We start from the raw sequence: 26,024 nt of genomic DNA on the forward strand, positions 1-26,024 counted from the left end.
TCCAGCGCAATCGGCGGCCATGGATCTGCACCGTCGCGGCCGAAATCGCTTCAGAAGTCGACCAGGCTCAGCCCGATGCTGAGCACCGCGCGCTTGCGGTTGTAGTCGACCAGGGTGTCGCCGTAGCCGTAGAACAGCTGCGTGTGGAAGCGCAGGTTGCTCCGGTTCGAGTCGCCGATGGGCTTGAGCCACTCGAGCCGGATCGATCCGCGGCCGCTCTCGCGCAGGTTGTTGCGCAATGTCATGGCCAGCGTGTTCCCGTTGTCGACGTTCCAGCGGCCCGTGATCTCGGCGCGGCCGATGAAGTTCGAGATGTCGGGGTTGTCGTCGTCCGCCGCGCTTTCGTGCACGCGTTTCCAGATGCGCCCGGTGATCGTGAAGCGGTCGTCCAGTTCCACGCCGCCCATCAGGTAGAGCCGGTTCCAGCTGCGCGAATAGGGCAGGCTCTGGCCATTGGACTGATGGACCAGCCCGACGCCCGCATAGCGCCAGCGCCAGCCGCCCGGCAGCCGATAATCCGTGGGGTAGAGGTACATCAGCTCGGGCTCGTGGTCGGTGCTGCGGAAGGGCCGCGAGATGGAGCCGTTGAAGAGCTGCCAGGTCGACAGCTGGCTGTAGCCGAACCACAGCGAGTCTTTCTTGATCGGGTCGTCCTGCGTGAGCATGCCCTGCGCAAGCTTGGTGCGCACCGACAGGCCGATGCGCATTTCGTTGGATTGGTAAGGGATGAAGGTGCCGGTGTGGTCGGCGGAGGGCGAGGTCGGGGTACCGGGCTTCCGGTTCGCGGCCGAGAAGGACACATTGAGCGGGCGATAGCCGCGGAAACTGAAGGTGCCGCAGTCGGTGCCGTTCTCGAGCTCCCAGAAGCGCGAGAGCGCGGAGTACTGGCCATCGCGGCAACCCTCCTGCGTCGCGACCGAGACCACGCGCGTGGCGGGCACGGCGGCGTCCACCGGCGCCGGCGGCTGCGTGCTCGCGAGCACCGGCGGCGCCGACGGCACCTCGGCCACCGGCAGCGTCTGCTGCTGGGCCCAGCGGTCGAAGCAGGCCAGGCGTGCCTCCTTGTCGTTCGCGAGGCGTTGGCACTGCTGCCAGGTCAGCTGCGCATCGGCCAAGGGGCTCGGCGGGTTCTGCGAAGGCTGTCCGTGCGCGAATCCCATGCCGAGGCCGGCCAGGAGCGCCGCGATGGGGGTGATGTGTAGGTTCTTCATTGCCAACTGCCAATCTTGTTCAGCACGAAAGGATGCGTGCTGTCGTCGGACGCGTTGCGCCACGCTCCCTTGAATGCCTTGCCGCAGGAGCCGGGCTGCAGTTCACCCAGCCAGTTGCCGCTGATGGCGCGGCCGTCCAACGACTCGTCGATGTTGAGCAGGCCCTCGTCGTCGATGTCGCCCGCGAGCTGCGCCACTGAAGGCGGCCCGCCGCCGGATTCGCGCGTGATGGTGCCGCGCACTCCTTCGTACTCGGGATGCTTTGCCAGCCGCACGCGCGCGATGCCGGCTTCGCCTTCGATGCGGGCTTCCCACTGGCCATAGAGCGCGCCCACCGGCAGCTCGCGGCCGCTTGCGGGGCAGGCCGGCTCGGCCAACGCGCCGCCCGCGGCCAGGCACAGCGCCAGCAGCAGCCGTCGTTTCATGAACCGGCTGCTGCAGCCGCCGCCGCTGCCGCGTTGTCCTGGGCCTTGCGCGCGAACTCGGCGCGCAGGGCCTTGAGCTTCTCGCGTGGATCTTCCTTGATGGTCTTCTTGTCGAGGGCCATTTCGGCGATGAAGCGGCTGGGCTGCGCCGGCACCATCTCGCGGCCCTGCTTGCGGCGCTTGGTCCAGCTGACGGCCAGGCTGCGCTGCGCGCGGGTGATGCCCACGTACATCAGTCGGCGCTCCTCCTGCAGGCGCTGCAGGGTGTCGTCACTGACCTTCTGCTGCCGGCCGCCGTCGTCCTCGAGCTTGAAGGGCAGCAGCCCTTCGTTCACCCCGATCAGCATCACGTGCGGCCACTCCAGCCCCTTGGACGCATGCAGCGTGGAGAGCGTGACGACGTTCTGGTCCTTCTCGCGCTCGCTGATGGTCGACAGGAGCGAGATGGTCTGCGCCACCTCGAGCAGGCTCTTGCGCTCGTTCTCGAGCGTGGTGGCACCGGAGGCATCCGCGATCTGTCCTCCGCAGCGCTGCGCCATCCAGTCGCAGAACTCGAGGACGTTGGTCCAGCGGCTGGCAGCGGCCTGCTCGCTGTCCTCACCGTCGTAGAGGTGCTTCTCGTACTCGATCTCCTTGAGCCAGTCGGCCAGGAAGGCGCGTGCATCCTCGGCGCCCATGGTGCGGCGCGCGCGGTATTCGAGGTCGTTGATGTAGCGGCCGAACTCGTGCAGCCCTTCCATTCCCCGCTTGGCCATGACGCTGTGCAACGAGGGCGAGAACAACGCCTCGAACAGGCTCAGCTTGTATTGGCTCGCGAAAGTGCCGAGGCTGGCCAGCGTGGTGTGGCCGATGCCGCGCTTGGGGGTGGTCACGGCGCGCAGGAAGGCGGGATCGTCGTCGTTGTTGACCCACAGGCGGAACCAGCCGCACAGGTCCTTGATCTCGGCCCGGTCGAAGAAGCTTTGGCCGCCCGAGACCTTGTAGGGGATCTGCGCGCGGCGCAGGGCCTGTTCGAACACGCGCGCCTGGTGGTTGGCGCGGTAGAGGATCGCGAAGTCGCGGAACTCCTTGAACTGCTGGCCCTGCACGGTGGCGTCGCCGCCGCGCAGGCTCTGGATGCGCGCCACCGCACGCTCCGCCTCGTGCGCCTCGGTGTCGGCGTCGACCACGCGCACCGGCTCGCCCTCGCCGAGCTCGCTGAACAGGGTCTTGGGAAACAGCTTGGGGTTCGGCCCGATGACGTTGTTGGCGGCGCGCAGGATGGCACTGGTGCTGCGGTAGTTCTGCTCCAGCTTGATGACCTTCAGCGTCGGGAAATCCACTGGCAGCTTGCGCAGGTTGTCGAGCGTGGCGCCGCGCCAGCCATAGATCGACTGGTCGTCGTCGCCGACCGCGGTGAAGCGGCCGCGCTGACCGACCAGCGCCTTCAGCACCTCGTACTGGGTCGCGTTGGTGTCCTGGTACTCGTCGACCAGCACATGGCCCAGCGCGGCCTGCCACTTGGCGCGCACCTCGTCGTGCTGCTGCAGCAGCTTGAGCGGCATGCCGATCAGGTCGTCGAAATCCACGCTCTGGTAGGCGACCAGGCGCTCCTCGTAGCGCGCCATGATGCGCGCGGTGATGCGTTCGTTGTCGTCCGCAGCCTGGGCCTCGGCCTGCGCGGCGTTGAGGCCCATGTTCTTCCACTTGCTGATGGTCCACTGCCAGATGCGCGCGGTCGCTGCGTCGGTGGTGCCGCCGGCGTCCTTGAGGATCTTGGTGACGTCGTCGCTGTCCAGGATGCTGAAGGCTGGCTTCAGGCCCAGCACGCCGCCGTCCTCGCGCATCATGCGCACGCCAAGCGCATGGAAGGTGCAGACCACCACCTTGTTCGCATCGCGCCCGATGAGGCCCTTGGCCCGCTCGCGCATTTCGGCCGCCGCCTTGTTGGTAAAGGTGATGGCCGCGATGCGCTGGGGCGCCATCCCGGTCTGGATCAGCCGCGCAATCTTGTGCGTGATGACGCGGGTCTTGCCTGAGCCCGCGCCGGCAAGCACCAGGCAGGGGCCGTGAAGGTAGTTGACCGCATCTTGCTGCGCGAGGTTGAGACCGGAGGACATGAAGGGGAGGGAGGGGAAGCGCAAAGCGGGCAATGATACGGGGGCTACCCGATGCAAGGCTGTGTGAGAGCTGTGTCGTGATGTGCGACGGTGACGACGGCCTGCGCACCCGGCCTCGTCTCGCCGGCGCCTGGGTCTGGCTGCCCTGGCGGCAGGGGCCGGTTCAGGGTGTCAGCACGCCGAGCTTGTACGGGTCGGCATCCGGCAGCAGCTCGCAGCGTGACGTGTCGTGCCCCTGCGTGCCGTCGCAATAGAAGCTGTTGTAGACGCGGCCGAAAAGTGTAGGGTGGAGGTGAAGAGCACGTGACCGGGCTGCCAGCGCTCCCTGGGCCCGCCCGCGGCCTCCGCGTCGGCCGGTGCCGCGGCGAATTCGGCCAGTGTCTTCTGCGCTTCCTCGCCGAGCCAGCGGCTGGCGAGTTCCTCAGGGCGGGGCCGCGCAGCCACCGGGATGAGCAGGGCATTGACGTGGAATCCGCGCCCGAAGCGGTGCTCCTTGCCGGCGAGGAAGGCATAGGCGCATGCCGAATGGCACTGGCCCTTCATCTCCGTGTTGACGCCACTGGCGCGAATCGCGCGGGCGTATTCGCCGGCCGCCTCGGCCGTGCCGCTGAGGGAGTTCTCGAACACCACGGTGCGCACCTTGCCGCTGCCGAGCTCCTCGGTGAAACGCTGGACGGCGCTGCCGTCGAGCATGCCAGTGACCAGCAGGCGGTTGCCCTCCAGCTCGATCTCGGCCGACTGCGCGCTCCAGGCAACGCCCGCCAAAGCCACACCCCAGAGGACCCTCGACCAGCTTTTCACACCCGGACCTTCCGTTTCGGCCACGCAGGGCCGGTGAGAGGACTTCGACACCGGTTTCCAGCCGTGTCAACCCATGTTTCAGAATATTGCCTACAGACCCCCTGGGACTATTGGCCGATAGTGCTAACTATTCCTTTCGATGAATTCTTCTGTATTCAAATGCCCTGCTAAAGTGGCGTCAAAACCGGGGGAAACCGCCATGACGACTTGGATGCGCTGGATGCTGTGGGTGGCGTGCCTCGCCACCGTAGCTTGGCTGTGGCACGCGGGTGACCTGAGCGCCGGCACGGCCCTCGCGACCGGTGCGGCCAGTTTTGTGTTGTTCGTCTGGCGCAGCCATCACCGCAGGCGCCGCACGGCTTTGCAGTACATCGAGATGGGCAAGCAGCCGATCGGCCTGCATTGAAGCCTCGCCCTTCGCGTGGCGCGAGTGCGCGATGTCGGGGGCCTGCTAAATGCTTTGAGGATCGACATCGACCAGCCAGCGGATCACGCCCTTGCCTTCAGGCGCTTTGCGCAGCCCGTGCAGCAGCGGCTGCCAGGCCGCCAGCAGGCGCTGGAGTGCGCGGCGCGAGGCGCTCTCGACCAGCAACTGCGCCCGTTCCACATTGGCCACGCGCTGGATCGCATGCGGCACGGCGGAATAGCGGGTCACGTGCTGCGCGCCCTCCAGCCCCTCGGCCGCCGCGCTGGCGGCATTGAGGAAGGCCTGCGCCGCCTCTTGCGTGCGAGCGTCGGCGCGCAGCAAGGCCTGAAAGGCGAAAGGCGGCATCCCGGCCGCCGCTCGCTCTTGCAGCTCGCGCTGGGCGAACGCGGGGTAGTCGTGGCGGCGCAGCGCAGCGAAGAGGGGGTGACGCGGGTGATGGGTCTGGACCCACATTTCGGCGGTCGCGCCCTGGGCTGACAGGTAGGCCGCGTCCCGGCCAGCGCGCCCGGCCGACTGCATGAGCAGGCCGAACAGGCGCTCGGGCGCGCGGAAGTCGCTGGAGAAGAGGGCCGCGTCGGGGTTGGCCGCTGCCACCAGCGTGATGCGCCGGAAGTCGTGGCCCTTGGCGATCATCTGCGTGCCGACCAGCACGTCGATCTCGCCGGCATGCACCGCAGCGAGCTGAGACTCGAGCGCGCCCTGCCGGCGCGTGCTGTCGGCGTCGATCCGGGCGATACGCACCGGGCTGCCGTCGGGCCGGCGGACGCCGGCGAACAGCTCGCCGAGATGTTCTTCGAGCCGCTCCGTGCCGCGGCCCACCGGCGCGATGTCGGGGTTGCCGCAGGCCGGGCAGGCGCGCGGCACGCGCTCGGTGAAGCCGCAGTGGTGGCAGCGCAGCGTCCGGTCGATCTTGTGGAACACGCGGAAGGCGCTGCAGTGCGGGCATTCGCTCTTCCAGTCGCAGTCGCCGCAGGCCAGCACCGGCGCGTAGCCGCGCCGGTTGAGGAACACCATGCTCTGTTCGCCGCGTGCCACCCGCTGGCCGATGGCGTCCAGCAGCGCCGCCGAAAGCACGGTGCGCGGGGGCTGCAGCCCCATGTCGACCAGCCGCACCATCGGCAGCGCCGCGGTGCCGATGCGCGAGGGCATCGCCAGGCGCGCGTAGCGGCCTCCGCCATCCTCGCCTTGCGCGGGCCGGCTCTGGTGCCAGCTCTCCAATGAAGGCGTGGCCGACCCGAGCATCACCTTCGCGCCCTCCCGCCGGCCGCGCCAGACCGCCAGGTCGCGCGCGGAGTAGCGCGCGCCTTCCTGCTGCTTGTAGCTGGGATCGTGCTCCTCGTCGACCACGATCAACTTGAGCGCCGGCATCGAGGCGAACACCGCCATCCGGGTGCCGAGCACGATGCGCGCGGTTGCGCCATGCGCGGCCAGCCAGCTGGCCAGGCGCTGGGGGTTCGTCATGCCGCTGTGCAGCGAGACCACGGCGCCGCTGCCGAAGCGGTCCTTGAAGCGCGCCTCCAGCTGCGGGGTGAGGTTGATCTCGGGGACCATCACCAGGGCCTGGGCCTGCGGCTCGCGCTCGAGCAGCGCCGCGACGGCCTGGAGGTAGACCTCGGTCTTGCCGCTGCCGGTGCTGCCGAAGAGCAGAAAGGGGCCGCTTTCGGTCTCGTAGCGCGCCAGCGCCTGCGCCTGCTCGGGCGTCAGCGCCGGGACGCAGGCAGATGCCGCTGCAGCGGCGGGCGCCGCCTGCCGCTTGAGTCGCCGGGCGAGCTGCACCGCGCTCAGATCGCGTAGCTGAGGCGGCAAGGCGGCGAGCGCAATCTCCCCCAGCGAGCGCTGGTAGTAGCGGGCGGCAAAGGCCACCAGGTCGCGCCACGCCGCGCCAAGGGGCGGCAGCGCGTCCAGCACCGCGCCGACGGGCTTGAGTTCCAATGCCGCCGCACCGTCGTCCGCCCCGGCGGGTTGCGCTGACCAAACCACCCCGAGCACCTCGCGCCGCCCCAGCGGCACTCGCACCAGTGCGCCCGGCGCGACAGGCGAAGGGTGGGTGTAGCTCAGTACATCCCCCAATGCGCTATGCGCCGGAGTCTGAACGGCGATCTCCAGACGCCAATTCAAGACGCGCTTCCGTTCGGATCGGTGGTTAAAGGAACTTGTAGCAAAGCAATCTAAGTCATTGATTTGTCAGCGCTTTGAAAGACATCCAGTGTTGCTGTGGATAACTTTGTTGATATCGGGGCTCGACGCGCTGCCAGCCCTTGAAAATCAAGGCTCCCGCTGGAATGCCCGCAAAAAAAGCAAAGTTCAAAATCCATATGAATCAACGACTTAGCGGCGCTATCGCTTTAGGAGCAGCGCTGGCAAGGCTTCAGATGGTTTTGCATCCCGCATGACGTGTTTTGTGCATAAGTCAGTCCGTCCTCACCATTTTCGGGCTTGACAAACCCGAGAACCGCGGCCTGAGGTGCTTACAAGCCATAACGGCCTCAACGGCCGCGCAGGGCGCGGGACTGCGCGTGCACCGCAGCCACCAGGGCAGCGACGTGGTCGGGCGGGGTGAACTGGCTGATTCCATGGCCCAGGTTGAAGACATGGGTGGGTCCGGTCGTCGAAGGGTCGGTGTGCGGCCGGCCGAAGGCCTGCAGCACCTTCGCGACTTCCGCTTCGATCCGCTCCGGCGCAGCGAACAGCACGTTGGGGTCGATGTTGCCCTGCAACGCCTTGCCGCCGTTGCCTTCGCCGACCAGTGCGCGGGCGCGACCCAGGTTGATGGTCCAGTCCAGGCCCAGCACCTCGCAACCGAGCCCGCGCATGTCTTCCAGCCAGAGCCCACCGCCTTTGGTGAAGACGATGCGTGGCACGGGCTGCCCGTCCGCGCCCTGGCGCTGGAGCTGCGACAGCACGCGGTGGGTGTAGGCCAGGCTGAAATCCTGGAACATGCCGTCAGCCAGCACGCCGCCCCAGCTGTCGAAGATCATCACGGCCTGGGCGCCGGCGTCGATCTGCGCGTTGAGGTAGGCGGCCACCGCATCGGCGTTCACCGCGAGCAGGCGGTGCATGAGGTCGGGGCGGCTGTAGAGCAGGCTCTTGACCAGCCGGTAGTCGCTCGAGCCGGCGCCCTCGACCATGTAGCAGGCCAGCGTCCAGGGGCTGCCGGAAAAGCCGATCAGCGGCACGCGGCCGTCGAGGGCGCGGCGGATCGAGGCGACGGCGTCGAACACATAGCGCAGCTTCTCCATGTCCGGCACCTCGAGGGCGCCGATGGCGGCCTCGTCGCGCATCGGCCGGGCGAAACGCGGGCCTTCGCCGGCTTCGAAGGACAGGCCCAGCCCCATCGCGTCGGGCACCGTCAGGATGTCGGAAAACAGGATCGCCGCGTCGAGCGGGTAGCGCGCCAGCGGCTGCAGCGTGACCTCGGTGGCGAAGTCCACGTTGGTTGCCAACCCCATGAAGCTGCCGGCCCTCGCACGCGTCGCCACGTACTCCGGCAGGTAGCGCCCGGCCTGGCGCATCAGCCATACGGGCGTGTAGTCGGTGGCCTGGCGCCAGCAGGCGCGAAGGAAAGTGTCGTTCTTCAGGGGGGCGAAAGGCATCCCGCGATTGTCGCAGGGGCCTTCGCCGCGGACCGTGAATTCAGGCCTTGTACTTGATCGAGCAGCCGTAGGGACGCGTGCTCGCCGCACTGACCGGCTGTCCGCCGAAGGCCTCGCCGAGCGCCTGGTTCACGTAATTGGTGGCGCCCTGGATATCCTCGACCTGGGACGAGGCGATGCTGTCGATGCCGCCGGCATACACCAGCACGCCCTTGGGATCGATGATGTAGAGGTGTGGCGTGGTGCGCGCGGCGTAGGCGCGGCCGATGACGCCGTCCTCGTCCATCAACACCGCGGTGGGGGCGGCCGAATGTTCCTTCATCCAGGCGTCGAGGGCAGCCGGTTTCAGGTAGTCGCCGGAGGCGCGCTCGGTCGAATTGACGGACAGCCAGACCACGCCCTTCTCGGTCGCGGCCTTCTGGGTCGCGGGCATGTTGCCGCTGCCGTAATGCTTGCGCACGAACGGGCAGCCGGGGTTGGTCCATTCGAGCACCACGAACTTGCCGGCGAAGTCGGACAGCCGATGCTGCTTGCCGGCGGTGTCGACGGCGACGAAATCGGGCGCCATCTGGCCGACGGCCGGCGCGGCGACGGCATGAGTGCCCATCAGGAAGGTGGCGCCGAGGGCCACGGCGGCCGCCATCACGGCGCGGCGGGAGGCTCGGCTCAGGGCAGCGCGCGCATTGCGCGCGGCACGGTAGGAACGCGAGTCTGCGGTTGACGATGAGGGCATGGTCAGCTTGAACTCCACTTGCAAAAAATCAACACCCGCCAGAGCTTAGAACGCTTTTCTCACCTGCTTGTGACAACCCGTAGAGGGCCAGGGTCAAAGCCTGGCCAGCGCGTCGCGGACTTCTTGCTTGCTCAGGATCTCGGTCAATACCACCGGCGTGCGGCCCGGCGCCATCAGCACATAGGCGGGCACGCCGCTGCGGCCCAGCGCGGTCAGGGCGGCGGTGATCTCGGGGTCGCGGCGGGTCCAGTCGGCGCGCAGCATGGCCACCTTCTTCGCGTCGAACTCGGCCAGCAGGACGGCGTCCGCCAGCGTGCTGCGCTTGTTGTACTGGCAAGTGACGCACCAGGCGGCCGTGAAATCGACGAACACCGGCCGCCCCTCCGCCGCGAGCTCGCTCACGCGCGCTGGCGACCAGGCCTGCCAGCGCTCGCCCGCCGAGGCGGCCACGGCAGGCGGGGCGCTGCGGACCACGTTGCCGCCGATCGCACCGGCCAGCAGCGCCGTGACCACGATCAGCAGGCTCGCCAGCACGATGCGGGTGCGGCCGCGCAGGGTGAAGGCCCAGACGATCGCCGCCAGGCACACCAGCAGCCCCAACAGCGCGCCGGCACCGTCGATGCCGCTCTGCTGGCCCAGCACCCAGACCAGCCAGGCCACTGTGGCGAAGATCGGGAAGGCCAGGAGCCGGCGCAGGATGTTCATCCATGGGCCGGGGCGTGGCAGCAGGCGCGCCACGCCCGGGACGAAGCCGGCAGCCAGGTAGGGCAGAGCCAGCCCGACGCCGAGCGCCGCGAAGATCAGCAGGGCCTGCGCGGCCGGCAGTCCGATCGTGAAGCCCATCGAGGCGCCCATGAAAGGTGCCGTGCAGGGCGAGGCGATCACCACCGCCAGCACGCCGGACAGGAAGTCGTTGGCCCTCGGGTGCCGGGCCTGGGCGCTGCACACCGAGGAGGGCGCGAGCACGCCGAACTCGAACAGGCCGGCCAGGTTGAGGCCGATCACGGTGAAGAGGCCGGCCAGCACCGCCACCACCGCGGGCGACTGCAGCTGGAAGCCCCAGCCCAGCTCCGCGCCCGCCGCGCGCAGGGCCAGCATCGTTGCCCCCAGCGCCAGGAAGGACAGCACCACCCCGCCCGTGTAGGCCACCGCGGCCATGCGGTGGCCGGCGTGGTCGTCGGCGCGCCGGGTGAAGCCCAGCACCTTGATCGCGAGCACGGGGAACACGCAGGGCATGAGGTTGAGCAGCAGCCCGCCGAGCAGGGCTCCCAGCAGCGCGACGAGCAAGTTGCCGGCAGGCTGCGGCGGCGGGGGCGCGGTATTGGCCTCTAGCGCGGCGCGCAGCGCGGGCGAGACTTCGGCGCGCGCGGCCACGGCCGGCCAGTTGCCGCTGACCGGCGCTTCGACGCGCCAGGCCACCGGCTGGCCCGCTTTCCGGTCGGCCTCGGGCAGCGCGACCACCACCGGCATCGCGGCGGGGCTGGCGCTGCGCTGCTCGGCCAGCGGCACGCTGGCTGTCCACGTGTCGCCATCCCAGGCCTGCGTCCAGTCCTTGCCGAGAACGGCCGCGGTGTGGATCACCTCGCCGATCTCCGGGAAGAAGTCCAGCGTCTTGCCGCGCGCGCTGGCCGGCAGGCCGTCGAGCCGGACCTGAAGTTTCTGGCCGTCGATCGTGATCGATCCGGGCTTGGGCAGGGCTTGGGGCTGGGCGGCCAGCGCCGCGTCGAACGCATCCCGGTGCAGCGCAGTCGAGCCCTGGACCGGCAGTTTGATCAGGAACTCCCCGTCTTCGGGGATGCATTCCTTGCGGCAGACCAGCCAGGAGGCTTTCAGCTTGATGTCCAGCGCCTCGGCGCCGGTGAGCCCTGCCGGCGGCTTGAAGCCGGGCGCCACCGTGAGCGGCACCGGCAGCAGCACGGTGCCCTCGTACCCGTAGTTGGCCAGCGTGCCGACCGGGATCTTCTTCGGCACCGGCCAGGCGATGTCACCGGCCGACACGCCGGCCGGCAGCGACCAGGCAAGTTCGGTCGGGAGGCCGGAATCGCCGGCATTCTTCCAGTAGGTGTGCCACTCCGGCTGGTGCGTGATCTGCAGCCCGACCCACACCGGCGCGCCGGCGGAGACGCCCTGCGGCGCATCCGCGATGAGCTCCGCGCGCACATGCGGGGTGGTGACGACAGGCCCGATGCGGGATGCCAGCTGGGCTGCTGCCGGCAGGCTGGCAGCGAGGGTGGCAGCTAGAAGGGCAGCGCCGCGGAGGAGGGAGGAGAAAGCCATGCCGGTCAGTCGGAGCGTGTGTGCGGGGCGAAGTTCCGGGCCGCTCAGGCCGCCCACCCCAGCACCACCCTGCGGGTCATGGCGCTCTTCTTCTCGATCTTGGTCACGATGACCCCGCCGATCTCGCGGGTGTTCGCCACGTGGGTCCCGCCGCAGGGCTGGAAGTCGATCGCTTCCGGCTCGCCGATCCTGATCGTGCGCACCGTGCCGGTGCCGCGCGGCGGCTGCACGCTCATGCTCTTGACCAGCGCGGGATTGGCGTCGAGCTCCTCGTCGGTGATGGCGCCGACGGCCAGCGGATGGCTGGCCGCCACCAACCGCGCCAGGCCCGCGTTGAGCGCCTCCTTGTCCAGCGGCTCGGTCATATGGAAATCCAGGCGTGCGTAGTCGGGCGTGATCGAGCAGCCGTCGACCGGCTGCGGGACCAGGTGGCACAGCAGGTGCGTCGCGGTGTGGAAGCGCATCAGCCTGTGGCGGCGGTCCCAGTCGATGCGGGCCGTCACCGGGTCGCCGGCCTTCAGGGCCACCAGCAACTCGGCCTGGTCTGGCGCCGGCACATGGACGATCTCGGTCGTCGGCCGGCCCTCGGCATCCTTGGCCTTGCGGGTGTCGGCGATGGCCAGCGAGCGCCCGTCGGGCAGCACCAGCTCGCCGCTATCGCCGGCCTGCCCGCCGCCCAACGGATAGAACACGGTGCGGTCGAGCACGACGCCGGCCTCGTCGACGCGCAGCACGCGGGCCTCGCAGGCGCGCAGATAGGCGTCGGATCGGAACAGGTCGTCGGTCATTGCCCGATGTTAGCGGCGGCGCCGCGGCGCGGCGCGCCCACGCCCGAAAGCGCCTACAGCCGACAGCCGGGGATTGCGCGAGCGGGATCATTCGTGGCAGCGCCGCGGGTTTGGCGGCTGCGTGTGAAGGAACCATGGCCATGAAGCGATCCAGCCACTTTTCTGCAGCGGCCGCTGCGCTGGCGGCGGCCCTGTTGTTGGCGGGATGCGGCGAGACCGCCAAGCTGCCGCCCGAAGCCGGCATCGGCCCCACTCCGCAACTGCCGGCGCCCCACAAGACACTGATGCCGACGGTCCACATCGCCCCGCCGGTCGGCTGGGGCGACATGGCCGGTCCGACAGCGCCCAAGGGATTCGTCGTGACAGCGCTGGCACGCGGCCTGGACCATCCGCGCTCGGTCTACACACTGCCCAACGGCGACGTGCTGGCGGTCGAGAGCAACAGGCCGCCCAAGCCCGAGGGAGTGACGGACGGCGGCAGTGGGCCGATTGCATGGATCAAGTCGCGTGTCATGGGCATGGTCCAGAAGCGCGCCGGTGCAGGGGTGCCCAGCCCCGACCGCATCATTCTGCTGCGCGATGCCAACGGCGACGGCACGGCCGAAACGCGGCAAGTCTTCATGCAGAACCTTCGCTCGCCCTTCGGCGTCGCGCTGGTGGGCCACGAGCTCTACATCGCCAATGCCGACGCACTGGTCAAGGTGCCCTACGTCGAGGGCGAGACGACGATCGCCGCAACGCCGACGAAGGTGACCGATCTGCCCGCGGGCATCAACCATCACTGGACCAAGAACCTGATCGCCAACCGCGATGGCAGCAAGCTCTATGTGACCGTGGGCTCCAACAGCAACGTCGGCGAGAACGGCCTGGCGGCCGAGGAGGGCCGCGCCGCGATCTGGGAGGTCGACCTCAAGAGCGGCGCCAAGCGGCTGTTCGCCAGCGGGCTGCGCAATCCCACCGCCCTGGACTGGGAGCCCGAGACCCAGGCCCTCTGGGTCGTCGTCAACGAGCGCGACGAGATCGGCAGCGACCTGGTGCCGGACTACCTGAGCGCCGTGAAGGAGGGCGCCTTCTACGGATGGCCCTGGAGCTATTACGGCGCGCACGTGGACGCGCGCGTCTCACCCCCGCGCCCGGACATGGTGGCCAAGGCGGTGATGCCCGATTACGCACTCGGCTCGCACGTCGCGGCGCTGGGGCTTGTCTTCTCGCACCCGAGGGGCATGCCGCCTGAATTCGCCAGCGGCGCGTTCATCGGCGAGCACGGCTCGTGGAACCGCAGGCCGCTCTCGGGCTACAAGGTGGTGTTCGTGCCCTTCACCGGCGGCCGTCCGAGCGGGCCGCCGGTGGATTTCCTGACCGGCTTCCTGAGCGCGGACGAGAAGGCGCGGGGCCGCCCGGTGGGGGTTGCGCTGGACAAGAGCGGCGCGCTGCTGGTGGCCGATGATGTGGGCAACGCGGTCTGGCGCGTGGCGCGCACCAGCCAGTAGCTGCCCTCAGAGGCTCCTGGTGCTGATGGAACCAGGCTGCCGCCTCGCCGCGCGACTTCGGACCCAGCCGATCCCTTCCGGCGTCCCTGGACATGACCGCCACTAAGATCCCCCCATGACCGTCCCCCGCAGCCGCTTCTGGTCCCGACTCACGACACGCGACTTCGCCGCGCTCGATCCGGCTGCGACCGTCGCGGTCCTTCCCCTGGGAGCGACCGAGCAACACGGCCCGCACTTGCCGCTAGGGGTGGACTCGACACTGGTCGATGGCATCGTCGCGGCCGCCCTGCCGCTGCTGCCCGCCGAGCTGCCCGTGCTCTTCCTGCCCAGCCAGGCGATCGGGCTGAGCCCCGAGCATGCGAGCTTTCCGGGCACGCTGACCTTGTCGGCCGAGACCCTCATCCGCCTCTGGCGCGAGATCGGCGCCGGCGTCGCGCGCGCGGGCGTGCGAAAGCTGGTGCTCTTCAATGCGCATGGCGGGCACACCGGCGCGATGGAGATCGCGGCGCGCGAACTGCGTGCGGCGCACGGGCTCATCGTCTACAGCGTCAGCTGGTTCAATCTGCCTTTGGGCGAGGCCGGCGCGCAGTTCAGCGCGGAGGAGCATCGCTTCGGCGTGCATGCAGGTGAAATCGAGACCTCGATGATGCTGGCGCTCGCGCCGGCGCAGGTCGACATGCAGGCCGCGCGCGATTTCGGCTCGAGCTCACGCCAGCGAGCGGCCGACTACCCGCTGCTCGGCAACGGCAAGAGCGCCCGGCTCGGTTGGGCCATGGAGGATTACAACCCTGAGGGAGCGGCCGGCAATGCCGCCGCGGCCAGCGCGGACAAGGGGGGGGCCGTGGTCGAAGCCGCGGCGCGCCAGCTCGCCCTGCTGCTGGCCGAGGTGTCGCGCCTGCCGCTGTCCTCCGTGCATAGCGGCCCGTTGCCCTGAACCGCTTCAACCGGCGATCGCCGGACCGCTGCCGCCGGGCGCGGTTTCCTTGATCTTGATCGTGCCATCGGGCCGCTCGCAGGTGCCGATCAGCAGGCCGCTGGCGATGGCGTGGGCGCGCAGTTGCTCCATCACCTCCTCCCGGCCGGGCGTGGCCGAGAAGGCGGGCGCGCTCTCCAGGGCAAAAAGCTGAAAGGCATAGCGGTGCACGCCGTGTCCGGGCGGCGGATCGGGCGGCAGCCAGGCGGCGAGAAGAACCGAGTTGCGCCCGGCATGCAAGCCGTTGCCGGCGTTGTCGGCGCTCGGAAAGGCGCCTTCGGGCAGGCTGCCGTCCTCCGCAGGCAGGTCGACGGCGATGCCATGGACCAACGGATGTGGCGTGGGCGAATCGGCATCCTCCACCACCAGCACCAGCGATGCGGCGCCGGCCGGCACCCCGGTCCATTGCAGCGGCGGCGACAGGCCCTCGCCGTCGGCCGTGTAGCGCGGCGGCAATGGACCATGGTCGGCGAAGGCCAGGCTTCCCAGCTTGATCGAGGCCATGCCCTGGCGCAGGCCCAGGGTGTTGAAGGCGATTTCTTCGAGGCCGGCCCGCACGCCGTGCAGCGCCAGGCCGATCGCATCGGGGAGCTTCTCGAGCATGCGGGGGGTATAGCGCGGGCCTCGCAGGCAGTGTGTAGGACACGAGAGCGGGGCGGGCTCCGCTATCATGAATCGGGCTCCGCCGCGCGGACTGCTGGGCCTTCTCCCACACAAGGAAGCGTATGAGCATCGTCTGGACCATTCTGATCGGCTTCGTCGCGGGCCTCGTGGCGCGCGCCATCAAACCGGGCGACGATTCGGCCGGGTTCATCGTGACCACCCTGATCGGCATCGCCGGCTCGCTGATCGCGACCTATGTCGGCCAGGCCATGGGCTGGTACCACGCAGGGGAAGGCGCTGGCTTCATCGCCTCGGTGGTGGGCGCGATCGTGCTGCTCTTCGTCTGGGGACTGCTCAGGCGCAAGTAGAAGAACAGGAAGCGAGGCGGCAATGGGCCGTCGATCGAAGGCGCACCACCACGTCTATGTCGTCGAGCTCGACGATCGGGTCTGGAACATCGGCCGATTCCGGCGCGCCAATCCCGACTACTGCCTTGGCCAGCCTTTCGTCTATGTGGGCATGACGGGGCTGGATCCCGACGTACGCTTCGACAAGCACAAGGCCGGCATCCAGGCCAACGTCTTCGTGCGTGACTACGGCCTGAGGCTGCTGCCCGCGCTGTACGCCGTCTACAACCCCATGCCTTACGAGGCGGCGCGCGAGATGGAAGTCGAGCTCGGCATCGCACTGCGAGAAGCGGGCTACGGCGTCTGGCAAGCCTGAATATTCCCGGAAATCCCATGGACAGCCCCGCCTGCATCGTCATGACCACCGCCAGTACCGAGGACGAGGCCGAGGCGCTGGCCGCCGCGATCGTCGAAGCCCGGCTCGCAGCCTGCGTGCAGGTCGAGCGCGTGCGCAGCTTCTACATCTGGGAGGACACGCTCCACCGCGAGCCCGAATGGCTGCTGCTCATCAAGACGCTGTCCTCGCGCTATACGACGCTGGAGGCCTTCATCCGCGAGCGCCACAGCTATGAGACGCCGGAGATCCTGCAGGTGCCGGTCGCGGGCGGCTCGCTGGACTACCTGCGCTGGCTCGCGAGTGGCAGCACCGGCGCCGATCAGGCGTAGGTCACCCAGTCCTCGTAGGCCGGACCATCGAGGTGCGGCAGCGTGTTGTAGGTCACCAGCATGTGTCGCTTGGGCGTGAAGGCGAACTCGGTGACGGCCGTGTTGCGGATCCGCAGATTGAGCTCGACGGTGGTCTCGGGGCGGGTGCCCAGCACATGGCCGACCGCGGTGCTGATCGGCCCGCCGCTGGAAACCACCAGCACGCGGGCGCCATGGTGTTTGCCGCGCACATGGTCGAGCGCCGTGGTCACGCCGGCCAGGAAGTCGACGTAGCTCGGCATGCCCGCGGGGGCGGTGCGGCCCTGCATCCAGGCGCCCAGGCCATCGCGCAGCAGCCGGAAGTGGTGGCGGTACATCTCCGGCGAGTCCGGCTTCTTCAGCTTTTCGGGGTGGATGGCGGCGATGACGGCATCCGCGTCGTACTCGTTCAGCCCGGGCCAGGGCAGCACATCTTCGCGCACCAGGCCGAGGCCCTCGGCAATCCCCTCCCAGGTCTGGCGGTGGCGCTTCAACGTGCCGGTGATCACCGCGTCGAACTGCATCCCGCGCTCGCGCCAGTACTCGCCCAGCCGCCGCGCCTGCCGGCGGCCCAGTTCGCTGAGCTGGTCGTAGTCGTCCGCGCCGAAGCTGGCCTGGCCATGGCGCACGAGGTAGAGGGTTCCCATACGCGGAATTCTGCCGGGGCAGATCACGCGTTGCGGTCACGGTCGTGACCTGTTGCTGGAGGGCATCGCGAGGGGCACAGGCGTCCAAGAAGCAACGTATTCTGTAAGTGGATGAATCATAAAGTGTTCATTGTGTAAGAATGCAAACTTTCGTTGACGTTGCCGGCCACGCCTTTTTGCGCCGCAATGCTGCTTCATCCACCGGAGAGGGACTCACAGCACATGAACAAGACTTACAGGAGCGTCTGGAACCACGCGCTCGGCGCCTGGGTTGCGGTGTCGGAAATCACCGCCGCGCGCGGCAAGCGGTCCAGCGGACTTGGCGCCGTGCTGGTGGCGGCCGGCCTGAGCGTGCTGGCGCCTTCGGGCATCGCACAGACGATCGACTACAACGACGGCGACAACCGGTCGGGCACCATCGACACCACGCCATCGACCGCGACGCTCAACAGCCTCGGGAGCGGCACGGCGACGCAGAGCGGCGCCATCAGCGGGACCAACGGCATCATCAAGACCGGGGCCGGCATCATCGTCCTGGGCGCTACCAACACCTACCTGGGCACAACAACGATCAACGCGGGCGCGCTGCAGGTGAGCTCGGATTCGAACCTGGGCACGGGCGGCGGCATCGTCTTCGGCGGCGGCACGCTGCGGCTGGGCGCCGGCAACTTCGCGAGCGGCCGCGCCATCTCGCTCGGCGCAGGCGGCGGCACCATCGATGTGGCCGGCACCAGCGGCAACACGCTGACTGGCCAGATCACCGGCAGCGGCTTGCTCACGCTGCGCAACACCGGCACCAACACGCTGGGCGACGAGACGCGGCGCCTGACCCTCGACAACGCCGGCAACACCTACACGGGCGGCACGGTGCTGCAGGGCAACGGAACGAGCGGGCGCCTGAACGTCTGGACGCACACGACCGGCTCCTTCGGCACCGGCCCGATCACCCTGCTCGAGAACGCCGAAGTGCGTTTCCAGGACGCGGCGGCGAGCGCCGGCAACCTGAGCATCTCGGTGTTGGCCAACACCAACGTCAACGGCAGCAACAGCGGCGTCCAGTTCCAGGGCGGCGCGCAGGGCGGCACGGCGACGATCAACACCAACGGGGAGGGCTCTTATGTCCTCTTCGGCGGCGGCGGCGCCAACGCCCAGCAAGCCACGCTGAACAACAACGGCGGGCGCGTGATCTTCCAGGAGACCAGCAGCGGCGGCAGCGCGACCATTCACAACAACGGTGGCGTCGTCCAGCTCTCGAACACGACGGACCTCAGCGGCGCCACCGTCCTCAACAACAACACCGGCCTGACGGCCCAGGTCTATATCAACGGCATGGCGGTGGGCACGCCGGCCAGGGTGGGCTCCCTGTCAGGCTCGGGCAATGTCGTGCTCGGCGACGCTACGCTGGAGATCGGGGCGCGGGGCCTGAACGACACCATCAGCGGCGTGATCGCGAGCACCGGCCCGGGGCTCTTCGACAGCCAGGGCGGCATCTACATCAACCCGCTGCTGGGCGCCGGCAACGGCGCGGTGGTCAAGGTCGGCGCCGGCACCCTGACCCTCACCGGCGACAACACCTACACCGGCGGCACCACCATCAGCGGCGGTGCCCTGCAGCTGGGCAACGGCACGGCCAGCGGCAGCGTGCTGGGCGCCATCACGAACAACGCGTCGCTGATCGTCAACCGCTCGGACAATTACACCCTGGCCAATCCGATCACCGGCACCGGAACGCTGACGCAGGCCGGCAACGGCACCACCACCGTCACCGGTGCCAACAACTACAGCGGCGGCACCATCCTGAACGCGGGCGGCCTGAGCATCAACAGCGCCACGGTGCTCGGTTCGGGTCCGATCACGCTCAACGGCGGCACCTTCATCACGAGCAGCCCGCTGACGCTGGGCAACGCGATCGTGCTCGGAGGCAATGCCAACCTTGCGACCAGCGGAACCCTCGGCCTGGCCGGCCCGGTCACCCTGGCGGCCGATGCCACGCTGACTCAGACCAGCACCGCAGGCATCGTGAACTTCGATGCCGGGATCGGCGGCGCCCACGGGCTCACGCTGGATGCCACGGCGCCATGGGGCGGGTTCAATTTCACGACGCCGAACAACTACGCCGGCACGACCACCGTTCGGGGCAATGCCCAGCTGGCACTGACCGCCACGGGCACCGTCCCCGGGGATCTGGTGGTCAATGCCGGCGGCGCGGTGGTCGCTCAGGGCAGTGGCCACTTCGCCCCGACGGCGAACTTGACGATCAACTCGACCGGCGCCAACGTACCGTCGCCTGTCTCGGGCCTGGAGTTCGTCAACGCGGTTCAAACCGTCGGCCAACTGAACGGCAATGGCACCGTGGGCCTGAACGGCTCGGTCCTCACGGTCGGCGCGGGCACGTTCAGCGGCGTCATCTCGGACGGCGTGGTCGCGCCCGTGAACCCGGGCTCGCTGGTCAAGGCCGGTGCCGGCACGCTGACGCTGTCGGGCGCCAACACCTACACGGGCAGCACCAACGTGGCCAGCGGCACCCTCCAGGCAGGCGCCGCCAACACCCTGAGCGCCGCCTCCGCACACAGCGTGGCGGCGGGCGCGACCCTCGACCTGGCGGGCTTCAGCCAGAGCATGGCTTCGCTCAGCAACAGCGGCACCGTCTCCCTGGCCGGCACCACAGCAGGCACCACGCTCACCATCAACGGCCCCTACGTCGGCAACAACGGCACGCTGCGCCTGGGCACGGTGCTCGGCGTCAGCGGGCCTTCCGACCGCCTGGTGTTCGACGGCCCCACCGCCGTCGCCAGCGGCAGCACCAGCCTGCAGATCACCAACCTCGGAGGCCTCGGCGGCCAGACCTTGGGCAATGGCATCGAGGTGATTACGGCGCTCAACGGCGCCACCACCACCGCGCAGACCACCAAGAGCGCCTTCGCGCTCGGCGGCGCGGGTCATGTGGATGCCGGCGCCTTCGAGTACCGGCTGTATGCCGCCGATGCGACCGGCACGGGGGAGAACTGGTACCTGCGATCGGACGTGATTCCGCCGCCACCCCCACCCCCGCCCCCGCCTCCCGCGCCGCCGGCACCTCCTGCCCCGCCAGCGCCTCCGGCACCGCCTGCGCCCCCGGCACCGCCCGCGCCACCGGCGCCACCTGCACCGCCCGCGCCCGCGCCCGCGCCGGCGTCGGCACCCGTGCCGGTGACGGCCTACCGCGCCGAGGCCTCGATGCTGTCCGCCCTGCCGTCGCAAATGCGCGGCGCCGACATGGCGATGGTCGGCAGCATGCACACCCGCATGGGCGACGACGACGCGAGCGGCGGCGCGATGGCCGCCCTGACGCCGGTGGCCGGCGCGCTGTCGACCGAGCGCCGCGCCTGGGCGCGCGCCATCTACAGCGACCTGGACATCCGCCAGTCTGGGGTGGTCAATCCTTCGACGCAGGGCCATGTCGCCGGCGTCCAGGCAGGAACCGATCTGTACGTTTCGCCGTTGGGCGATTGGCGCGCGGGGATTTACGTCGGCACCCTCGATGGCAACGCGGACTTGAGCGGCTTCGCCAGCGGTCTGTATCGCGCCGTGGGCAGTACGGACTTGCGCGCGCGGTATCTCGGTGCCTACGCAACCTACGCCAACGCCACCGGCTTCTACGTCGATACCGTGCTGCAGTACGGCTCTCAGCGCTACACGATCCGTCCGCTCGGCGGGTTCGCCGCGTCCGGCAAGGGGAACAGCATCACGGCTGCGGTCGAGGTCGGCCAGGCCTTCGCGCTCGGCGGCAACTGGACCTTCGAGCCGCAGGCGCACCTCAGCTACCGCCGGGCGAGGCTCGACGACTTGCGGATCCCCGGCGCGCTGGTCCAGCAGGACGACGCCAGTGGCTGGATCGCCGGCCTGGGCGTGCGCGTGAAGGGCGACTTCGCGACCGCCGCAGGGCGCCTGCAGCCTTACGGCCGCGTCGGCGTCATCCGTGCCAACGACGCCGGCGACACGGCGCGCTTCATCAACGGTGGCTTCTCTACGCCCATTGCGAGCTCGAGCGGCTACACCTCCGTGGAACTCGCGGCAGGCGCGACGTTGGCGCTGAGCAGGACGGTGAGCGTCTACGGCGAGCTCGGCAAGCTCTTCAGCACCGGCGGCGACACGCGCGTGAAGTCCTCGGTCCAGGGGGCGGTGGGCGTGCGCGTGCGCTGGTAACGAAAAAAGATCGCGGCACAAGAGCGGAACTCGGCCCGGCCCGCCGGCTCCCATCGGCCATGGCTGCGCCGTTCGCGTCCCGCTCACCCGGTCGTCTCCCCCGGCGCGCCGTCGCCGCCGCGTTCGTTGCCGTGCCGGTGCTCTGGCTCGGCGCCCGCGCGCAGCCACAGCCCGCGCGCATCGCCACACCGGCGCAGACCGAGGGACCCTTCTATCCCGTCAGGCTGCCCGCCGACACCGACAACGACCTGCTGCGCAATGGCGCGCTGAGCTATCGAAGCGGCCAGCCGGCCTGGGTCGAAGGCAGCGTGACCGACCTCGACGGGCGCCCGATCCGTGGTGCCCAGGTCGAGATCTGGCAGTGCGACCAGGGTGGCCACTACCACCACCCCGGCGACGGCGATCGTGCCGACGCCGCCTTCCAGGGCTTCGGCCGCGTGGCGGTCGACGAGCAGGGCCGCTACCGATTCCGAACCATCCGGCCCGTGCCCTACAGCGGGCGCACCGCCCATATCCATGTGAAAGTGAAGCTGGGGCCGCGCGAGCTGCTGACCACGCAGCTCTACGTCGCTGGCGATCCAGGCAATGCGCGCGACTTCCTGTGGCGCAACCTGCCCGAGCCGGCACGCGCTGCCGTGACGGTGCCCTTCGAGCAAGGCACCGACGGCTTCCAGGCGCGATTTCCGATCGTCATCGCCGCCTGAGCGCCGCGTCGCCGGGGCCATCCGGGCACGGCCGGACGCCAAGGCTGACGTCGCTGCTGACGCCAGCAACCCGTCGCCAGTGCTGGGCCGTCGCTCTGCGTCCGGCATACGACTTCTTGTCTATCGAAATACCAATAGACAGGTAATACTATTTATTGCACTTTGGCTTTCACAACAACACGCGTCAGGTCATTCGGCAAGGGGCCGCGCGAGGTAGGAGCTTTCATGGACAGGTTCACGACCCGGGTGCTCAGCGCTCCGATGGCTGCTGAGCGCGTCAGCGACGGTGACGACGCGTGGCACTCTGCGCGCTCCGACAAGCGCGACAACGCGGCCGGAGCGCAAGACCAGGTCTATCGTGTGTGGGCGGATGATCCCGCGACCTTTTCCACGCACAAGGTTACCGCCCTGCACCACAACTTCCACGAACACCCGCTTTTCCAGGTGGCTGAACTCGCGCAGCTGGCCAAGGAACTCGTGCCCTTCGGCCAATGCCGGTTCGTCAGGCCAGGGATCTCGCACGCTTCCAGCTTCGCGCACGACAGCCGGCATCCCGACGGCCGCGGCATCGACGAGGTGTTCCAGCGCATCGAGGAGCCGGGTTCGTGGGTGGCTCTCTACAACGTCGAAGTCATTCCCCGCTACGCGAAGTTGCTCGCCAACGTGATCGACACGATGCGGCCCTATGTCGAGCGCGAGCAGCCCGGCATCTTCAATGTCAACGGCTTCGCCTTCATCTCGGCGCCACCCTCGGTGACCCCGTTCCACATCGATCGCGAGAACAATTTCTGGCTCCAGTTGCACGGTCGCAAGACGATGAACGTCTGGGAGCACACGGACAGGGACGTGGTGTCGGCCGATGCCGTGGAAGATTTCATCGTCAGCCATTCGCTCAGAAAGGTGCGCTTCAAGGAAGAGTTCCGGGCGCGCAGCCACCAGTTCGAGACCCAGCCCGGCGATGCCATCTATTTCCCGAGCACGTCGCCGCACATGACGAGTTCCGACCGCAGCTGGACGCAGCCCGGGGATGGGCTCTCCATCTCGATCGGCGTGACCTTCTACACCTCGACCACGCGAAAGACGGCGCGTGTTCACCAGTTCAACAGGCTCCTGCGGAAAGCAGGGATGTCACCCGCGTTCCCCGGCAAATCGCCCACCGTGGATGCTTTCAAGGCACCGGTCGGCGGCATGGTCGGCATGGCCCGTTCGTCGCTTTCGCGGGCCATCGCTCCGTTGCGCCGCATCAAGCGCGCGGTGAAAGCGCCGCCGGGCTCCTTCTGACGCCTGGCCGCCCGCAGGCCGCGTAGGCCCTCAGGCTGCTTGAGCCAGCACTTGCGCGAACACGGCAGCATCGACGTTCCCGCCCGTCAGCGCAACGCCAACCGACTTGCCTGCCCAGCGCGCGCGCTGCTGCATCAGCGCCGCCAGTGCCGCGGCGCCGGCCCCCTCGGCCGCGTTGTGGGTGTCGGTGAAGAGCACACGCATCGCTTCGCCCACTTCCTCGTCGTTCACGGCCACCACATCGTCGGCCTCGCGCCGCAGGATCTCCAGCGCCTCGGGCACCGGCGTGCGGCAGGCCATGCCGTCGGCCAGCCGCGTGCTGACCGGCGATTCGAGCGGGCGGCCCGCCCGGAAGGAATCGAGATAGGCCGTGGCATGGGCCGACACCACGCCGACCAGCCGCGTCGATACACCGCAGTGCGCGCGCGCCGCAGCCGCGGCCGCCAGGCCCGAGCCCAACCCGATCGGCACGAACAGCACCTGCGGCGGCCCGCCTGGCGCCGCGGCCAGTGCCTCGAAGAACTCCACGTAGGCGGTAGTCACGCCGCGGACCAGTTCGCGATGGAAGGAGGGCACGCGATGCAGGCCCCGGGCCTCGGCCAACTGCACCGCGTGCTCGCTAGCGGCCTGGAACTCGTCGCCGTGCTCGACCAGCGTGACGCCCAGCGCCCGCATCGCAGCGTTCTTCTCGACCGAGTTGCCATGCGGCACCACGATGGTCGCGTCCAGCCCGTGGCGCCGCGCCGCGAAGCCGACCGACTGGCCATGGTTGCCCCGCGTGGCGCTGATCACGTGGCGCGCGGCGGGCTGCTCGCGCGCCAGCGTTTCGAAGTAGGTGAGCCCGCCGCGCAGCTTGAAGGCGCCAGCGGGCGTGTGGTTCTCGTGCTTGGTCCACACCGTGCAGCCCAGGCGCTGCGCCAGCAGCGGCCAGGCGTACTGCGGCGTGGGCGGCATCGCCGCGTAGACGGTGCGGCGCGCGGCCTCGATCTCCTCCGTCGTGAAGCGCATGATCAGCGATGCTCCGGCACAGCGATGCGCAAGCCGGTCGCGAACAAGGCGAATGCGGCGAGATGATGGAGCGGCAGGTTCATCAGGTCCCCTTGGAATCGAGCGTGACGGTGCCGCGCGGCGAGTCGAACACCGCGCGCAGGTGAGGCGGGCCTGCGCTCACGGGAAGGCCGGCGAGGCCGATGGCGTGCATCGCCTTGGTCAGGTCGTCGGCGCGCGGATGCGACAGCGCCAGCGAGCGCAGCCGGACGCCCGAGTCGGCCATGCTGTCGATGGGATGCCTACCACCCCATGCGATCAGCGTGGGCAGCGCGCCGTAGAAGAGCCGCTGCCCGTCGTCGCGTACCGTGATGCGCCAGTCCAGGCGCCCGGCCGGGCTGTCGCGCGAAGCCTCGAGCAGGCGGCCACGGTCGATGCGCTGGCGCGCCAGCGCCTGGACGGCGGCGGTGGCGTCGGGCACCTCGGCCACGAAATGGATCAGCTGCGGTCCTCGGCGCTCCAGTGTGGCCTGGAGCCCGGCATCGTCCAGGTCGAACCAGCGGTGGAAGGCGGGGCGCCGCGCCGGCTTCTGCCCGGGGTCGATCGCGATGATCTCGAGGTAGGCGCGCGGGAAGTCCGCCGTCGCGATCTTCAGCAGCCGGTTGTGCGTGCCCATCAGCGGGTGCACGCCGCCGGGCCCGGGCATGACGCCGAAGGTGGCCTCGCACCAGGCCACGCCTTCGTCCAGGGCGCGGGCGGCGATCACCAGGTGGTCGATGCGCGCGGGCATGGCCGCCTAGAGCGTGAGCTTGCCGTCGATGCAGGTGACCGAATCGCCGCCGACCCAGACCTGGCCCTCGGCATCGCGCGTGACGTGGACGCGGCCTGCACGCCCCAGGCACTGGCCCTGTGCCGCGAGGTAGCGCTCGGGGAGGTGGCCTTCGGCGATGAGCCATTGCGCGAGGCTGGCGTTGAAGCTGCCCGTCACCGGGTCTTCCTCGATGCCGACCGGTGCGGCGAAGGCGCGCACCTCGAGGGCGACGTCGTCTGCATCCGCGCGCGCGAAGGCGCGCGCCTCGCGGTTGGAGCGCGAGATCAGCGGAGTGACGGGTGCCTCGTCGGCCGCGGGCATGCCGGCCACGCCCACCTTCTGGCCGAGTTCCTTGAGCAGCCGGTGGTCGGGCTTGAGCGCGAGCACGGTATCGGAATCGGCGAGCAGCAGGCCCAGCCACACGGGGCCGTTGTCGAGCAGTTGCGCCGCCACGATCTGCTGTGCCCGCAGGCCGAGCGCGCCGGCCACCTTGGCCAGCAACGAGGGACTGGGCGCGCTGCGCCGGGAAGGCGGCGCCGCGAAGACCAGGCGCTCGCCCTCGGTCCGGATCGGCACCAGGCCCTGGGCGCATTGCTGCACGATGCGCCCGCTGGCCTTCGGCCGGCCGCCGGCCTCCAGCCAGGCGTGGCAACTGCCCAGCGTCGGATGGCCGGCGAAGGGCAGCTCGCCGCCGGGCGTGAAGATGCGCACGCGGTAGTCGGCCGAGGGGTCGGAAGGCGGCAGCAGGAAGGTGGTTTCCGAGAGGTTGGTCCACTTGGCGAAGTCCTGCATCTGCGCATCGTCGAGGCCGGCGCCGTCGAGCACCACCGCGAGCGGATTGCCGGCGTAAGGCTTCGCCGTGAAGACATCGACTTGCTTGAAAGGGCGGATTTTCATG

The 26,024-nt window shown here is 69.2% G+C and carries 23 protein-coding genes; 9 read left to right on the forward strand and 14 right to left on the reverse strand.

What is annotated here, in order from left to right:
* Positions 1 to 50: 50 nt before the first annotated feature.
* From J2739_RS26690 to J2739_RS26705, 4 genes are all read right to left on the reverse strand, one after another.
* A complete protein-coding gene (locus J2739_RS26690; protein WP_309907363.1) occupies positions 51 to 1,211 on the reverse strand; it encodes a phospholipase A in 1,161 nt (386 codons plus the stop codon).
* Entirely contained in the window at positions 1,208 to 1,636 is a 429-nt protein-coding gene (locus tag J2739_RS26695) for a hypothetical protein (RefSeq protein WP_309907365.1), read from the reverse strand. The genes J2739_RS26690 and J2739_RS26695 overlap by 4 nt, the downstream gene beginning before the upstream one ends.
* Positions 1,633 to 3,735, reverse strand: a complete 2,103-nt coding sequence (locus tag J2739_RS26700) for an ATP-dependent helicase (protein ID WP_309907367.1) — start codon at positions 3,733 to 3,735, stop codon at positions 1,633 to 1,635. The genes J2739_RS26695 and J2739_RS26700 overlap by 4 nt, the downstream gene beginning before the upstream one ends.
* Positions 3,736 to 3,906: 171 nt before the next feature.
* Positions 3,907 to 4,560, reverse strand: a complete 654-nt coding sequence (locus J2739_RS26705; RefSeq protein ID WP_309907369.1) for a hypothetical protein — start codon at positions 4,558 to 4,560, stop codon at positions 3,907 to 3,909.
* A gap of 175 nt (positions 4,561 to 4,735) precedes the next feature.
* Between J2739_RS26705 and J2739_RS26710 the strand changes: the two genes are divergently transcribed.
* Positions 4,736 to 4,942 carry a hypothetical protein gene (locus J2739_RS26710; RefSeq protein ID WP_309907371.1) on the forward strand — a complete coding sequence of 69 codons (207 nt, stop codon included), beginning with the start codon at positions 4,736 to 4,738 and terminating at the stop codon, positions 4,940 to 4,942.
* 45 nt (positions 4,943 to 4,987) lie between these two features.
* Here J2739_RS26710 and priA read toward each other — a convergent pair whose 3' ends face one another.
* The 5 genes from priA to J2739_RS26735 form a co-directional block, all read right to left on the reverse strand.
* Positions 4,988 to 7,081 (reverse strand): replication restart helicase PriA, encoded by a 2,094-nt coding sequence (gene priA, locus J2739_RS26715; RefSeq protein ID WP_309907373.1) that lies wholly within the window; start codon positions 7,079 to 7,081, stop codon positions 4,988 to 4,990.
* A 368-nt stretch (positions 7,082 to 7,449) separates the two neighbouring features.
* The gene (gene hemE, locus J2739_RS26720; RefSeq protein WP_309907375.1) at positions 7,450 to 8,556 is read right to left on the reverse strand and encodes a uroporphyrinogen decarboxylase; all 1,107 of its coding nucleotides are present in this window, start codon (positions 8,554 to 8,556) and stop codon (positions 7,450 to 7,452) included.
* Positions 8,557 to 8,596: 40 nt separating this feature from the next.
* Complete coding sequence (locus J2739_RS26725; protein ID WP_309907377.1) at positions 8,597 to 9,289, reverse strand: redoxin domain-containing protein; 693 nt, start codon at positions 9,287 to 9,289, stop codon at positions 8,597 to 8,599.
* A 93-nt stretch (positions 9,290 to 9,382) separates the two neighbouring features.
* Entirely contained in the window at positions 9,383 to 11,566 is a 2,184-nt protein-coding gene (locus tag J2739_RS26730) for a protein-disulfide reductase DsbD family protein (RefSeq protein ID WP_309907379.1), read from the reverse strand.
* 44 nt (positions 11,567 to 11,610) lie between these two features.
* Entirely contained in the window at positions 11,611 to 12,354 is a 744-nt protein-coding gene (locus J2739_RS26735) for an alanyl-tRNA editing protein (protein ID WP_309907381.1), read from the reverse strand.
* A 140-nt stretch (positions 12,355 to 12,494) separates the two neighbouring features.
* On the opposite strand from J2739_RS26735, the gene J2739_RS26740 reads away from it, so the two are divergent.
* On the forward strand, positions 12,495 to 13,844 hold the full coding sequence (locus J2739_RS26740; protein ID WP_309907383.1) for a PQQ-dependent sugar dehydrogenase: 1,350 nt from the start codon (positions 12,495 to 12,497) through the stop codon (positions 13,842 to 13,844).
* A gap of 115 nt (positions 13,845 to 13,959) precedes the next feature.
* A complete protein-coding gene (locus J2739_RS26745) occupies positions 13,960 to 14,778 on the forward strand; it encodes a creatininase family protein (RefSeq protein WP_309907385.1) in 819 nt (272 codons plus the stop codon).
* Positions 14,779 to 14,784: 6 nt separating this feature from the next.
* Here the strand turns inward: J2739_RS26745 and J2739_RS26750 are convergent, their stop codons facing one another.
* A complete protein-coding gene (locus tag J2739_RS26750) occupies positions 14,785 to 15,420 on the reverse strand; it encodes a YbhB/YbcL family Raf kinase inhibitor-like protein (protein ID WP_309907387.1) in 636 nt (211 codons plus the stop codon).
* A gap of 122 nt (positions 15,421 to 15,542) precedes the next feature.
* Between J2739_RS26750 and J2739_RS26755 the strand changes: the two genes are divergently transcribed.
* From J2739_RS26755 to cutA, 3 genes are read left to right on the forward strand one after another with little or no spacing between them, the layout of a single operon-like run.
* The gene (locus J2739_RS26755; protein ID WP_309907389.1) at positions 15,543 to 15,788 is read left to right on the forward strand and encodes a GlsB/YeaQ/YmgE family stress response membrane protein; all 246 of its coding nucleotides are present in this window, start codon (positions 15,543 to 15,545) and stop codon (positions 15,786 to 15,788) included.
* Positions 15,789 to 15,810: 22 nt separating this feature from the next.
* Entirely contained in the window at positions 15,811 to 16,143 is a 333-nt protein-coding gene (locus J2739_RS26760) for a hypothetical protein (protein WP_309907391.1), read from the forward strand.
* A gap of 17 nt (positions 16,144 to 16,160) precedes the next feature.
* On the forward strand, positions 16,161 to 16,493 hold the full coding sequence (gene cutA / locus J2739_RS26765; protein WP_309907392.1) for a divalent-cation tolerance protein CutA: 333 nt from the start codon (positions 16,161 to 16,163) through the stop codon (positions 16,491 to 16,493).
* Here the strand turns inward: cutA and J2739_RS26770 are convergent.
* Complete coding sequence (locus tag J2739_RS26770) at positions 16,484 to 17,158, reverse strand: histidine phosphatase family protein (protein ID WP_309907394.1); 675 nt, start codon at positions 17,156 to 17,158, stop codon at positions 16,484 to 16,486. The genes cutA and J2739_RS26770 overlap by 10 nt on opposite strands.
* Positions 17,159 to 17,380: 222 nt before the next feature.
* On the opposite strand from J2739_RS26770, the gene J2739_RS26775 reads away from it, so the two are divergent.
* The 3 genes from J2739_RS26775 (at position 17,381) to J2739_RS26785 (ending at position 23,328) form a co-directional block, all read left to right on the forward strand.
* A complete protein-coding gene (locus tag J2739_RS26775; RefSeq protein ID WP_309907396.1) occupies positions 17,381 to 21,343 on the forward strand; it encodes an autotransporter outer membrane beta-barrel domain-containing protein in 3,963 nt (1,320 codons plus the stop codon).
* 59 nt (positions 21,344 to 21,402) lie between these two features.
* Positions 21,403 to 22,047, forward strand: coding sequence for a dioxygenase family protein (locus tag J2739_RS26780; RefSeq protein WP_405053967.1), 645 nt, complete (start codon positions 21,403 to 21,405; stop codon positions 22,045 to 22,047).
* 225 nt (positions 22,048 to 22,272) lie between these two features.
* A complete protein-coding gene (locus J2739_RS26785; RefSeq protein ID WP_309907398.1) occupies positions 22,273 to 23,328 on the forward strand; it encodes a JmjC domain-containing protein in 1,056 nt (351 codons plus the stop codon).
* Positions 23,329 to 23,358: 30 nt separating this feature from the next.
* Here the strand turns inward: J2739_RS26785 and J2739_RS26790 are convergent, their stop codons facing one another.
* The 3 genes from J2739_RS26790 to J2739_RS26800 all read right to left on the reverse strand — a co-directional run bounded on the left by J2739_RS26790 (position 23,359) and on the right by J2739_RS26800 (position 26,023).
* On the reverse strand, positions 23,359 to 24,336 hold the full coding sequence (locus J2739_RS26790) for a threonine dehydratase (protein WP_309907400.1): 978 nt from the start codon (positions 24,334 to 24,336) through the stop codon (positions 23,359 to 23,361).
* Positions 24,337 to 24,418: 82 nt separating this feature from the next.
* The gene (locus tag J2739_RS26795; RefSeq protein ID WP_309907402.1) at positions 24,419 to 25,105 is read right to left on the reverse strand and encodes a VOC family protein; all 687 of its coding nucleotides are present in this window, start codon (positions 25,103 to 25,105) and stop codon (positions 24,419 to 24,421) included.
* Positions 25,106 to 25,111: 6 nt separating this feature from the next.
* On the reverse strand, positions 25,112 to 26,023 hold the full coding sequence (locus J2739_RS26800; RefSeq protein ID WP_309907403.1) for a PhzF family phenazine biosynthesis protein: 912 nt from the start codon (positions 26,021 to 26,023) through the stop codon (positions 25,112 to 25,114).
* Between the last annotated feature and the right edge of the window lies 1 nt (position 26,024).

Origin of the sequence: Variovorax soli (assembly GCF_031454625.1) — a bacterium.
In the GTDB taxonomy this organism is placed as follows: Bacteria; Pseudomonadota; Gammaproteobacteria; order Burkholderiales; family Burkholderiaceae_C; genus Variovorax; species Variovorax soli_A.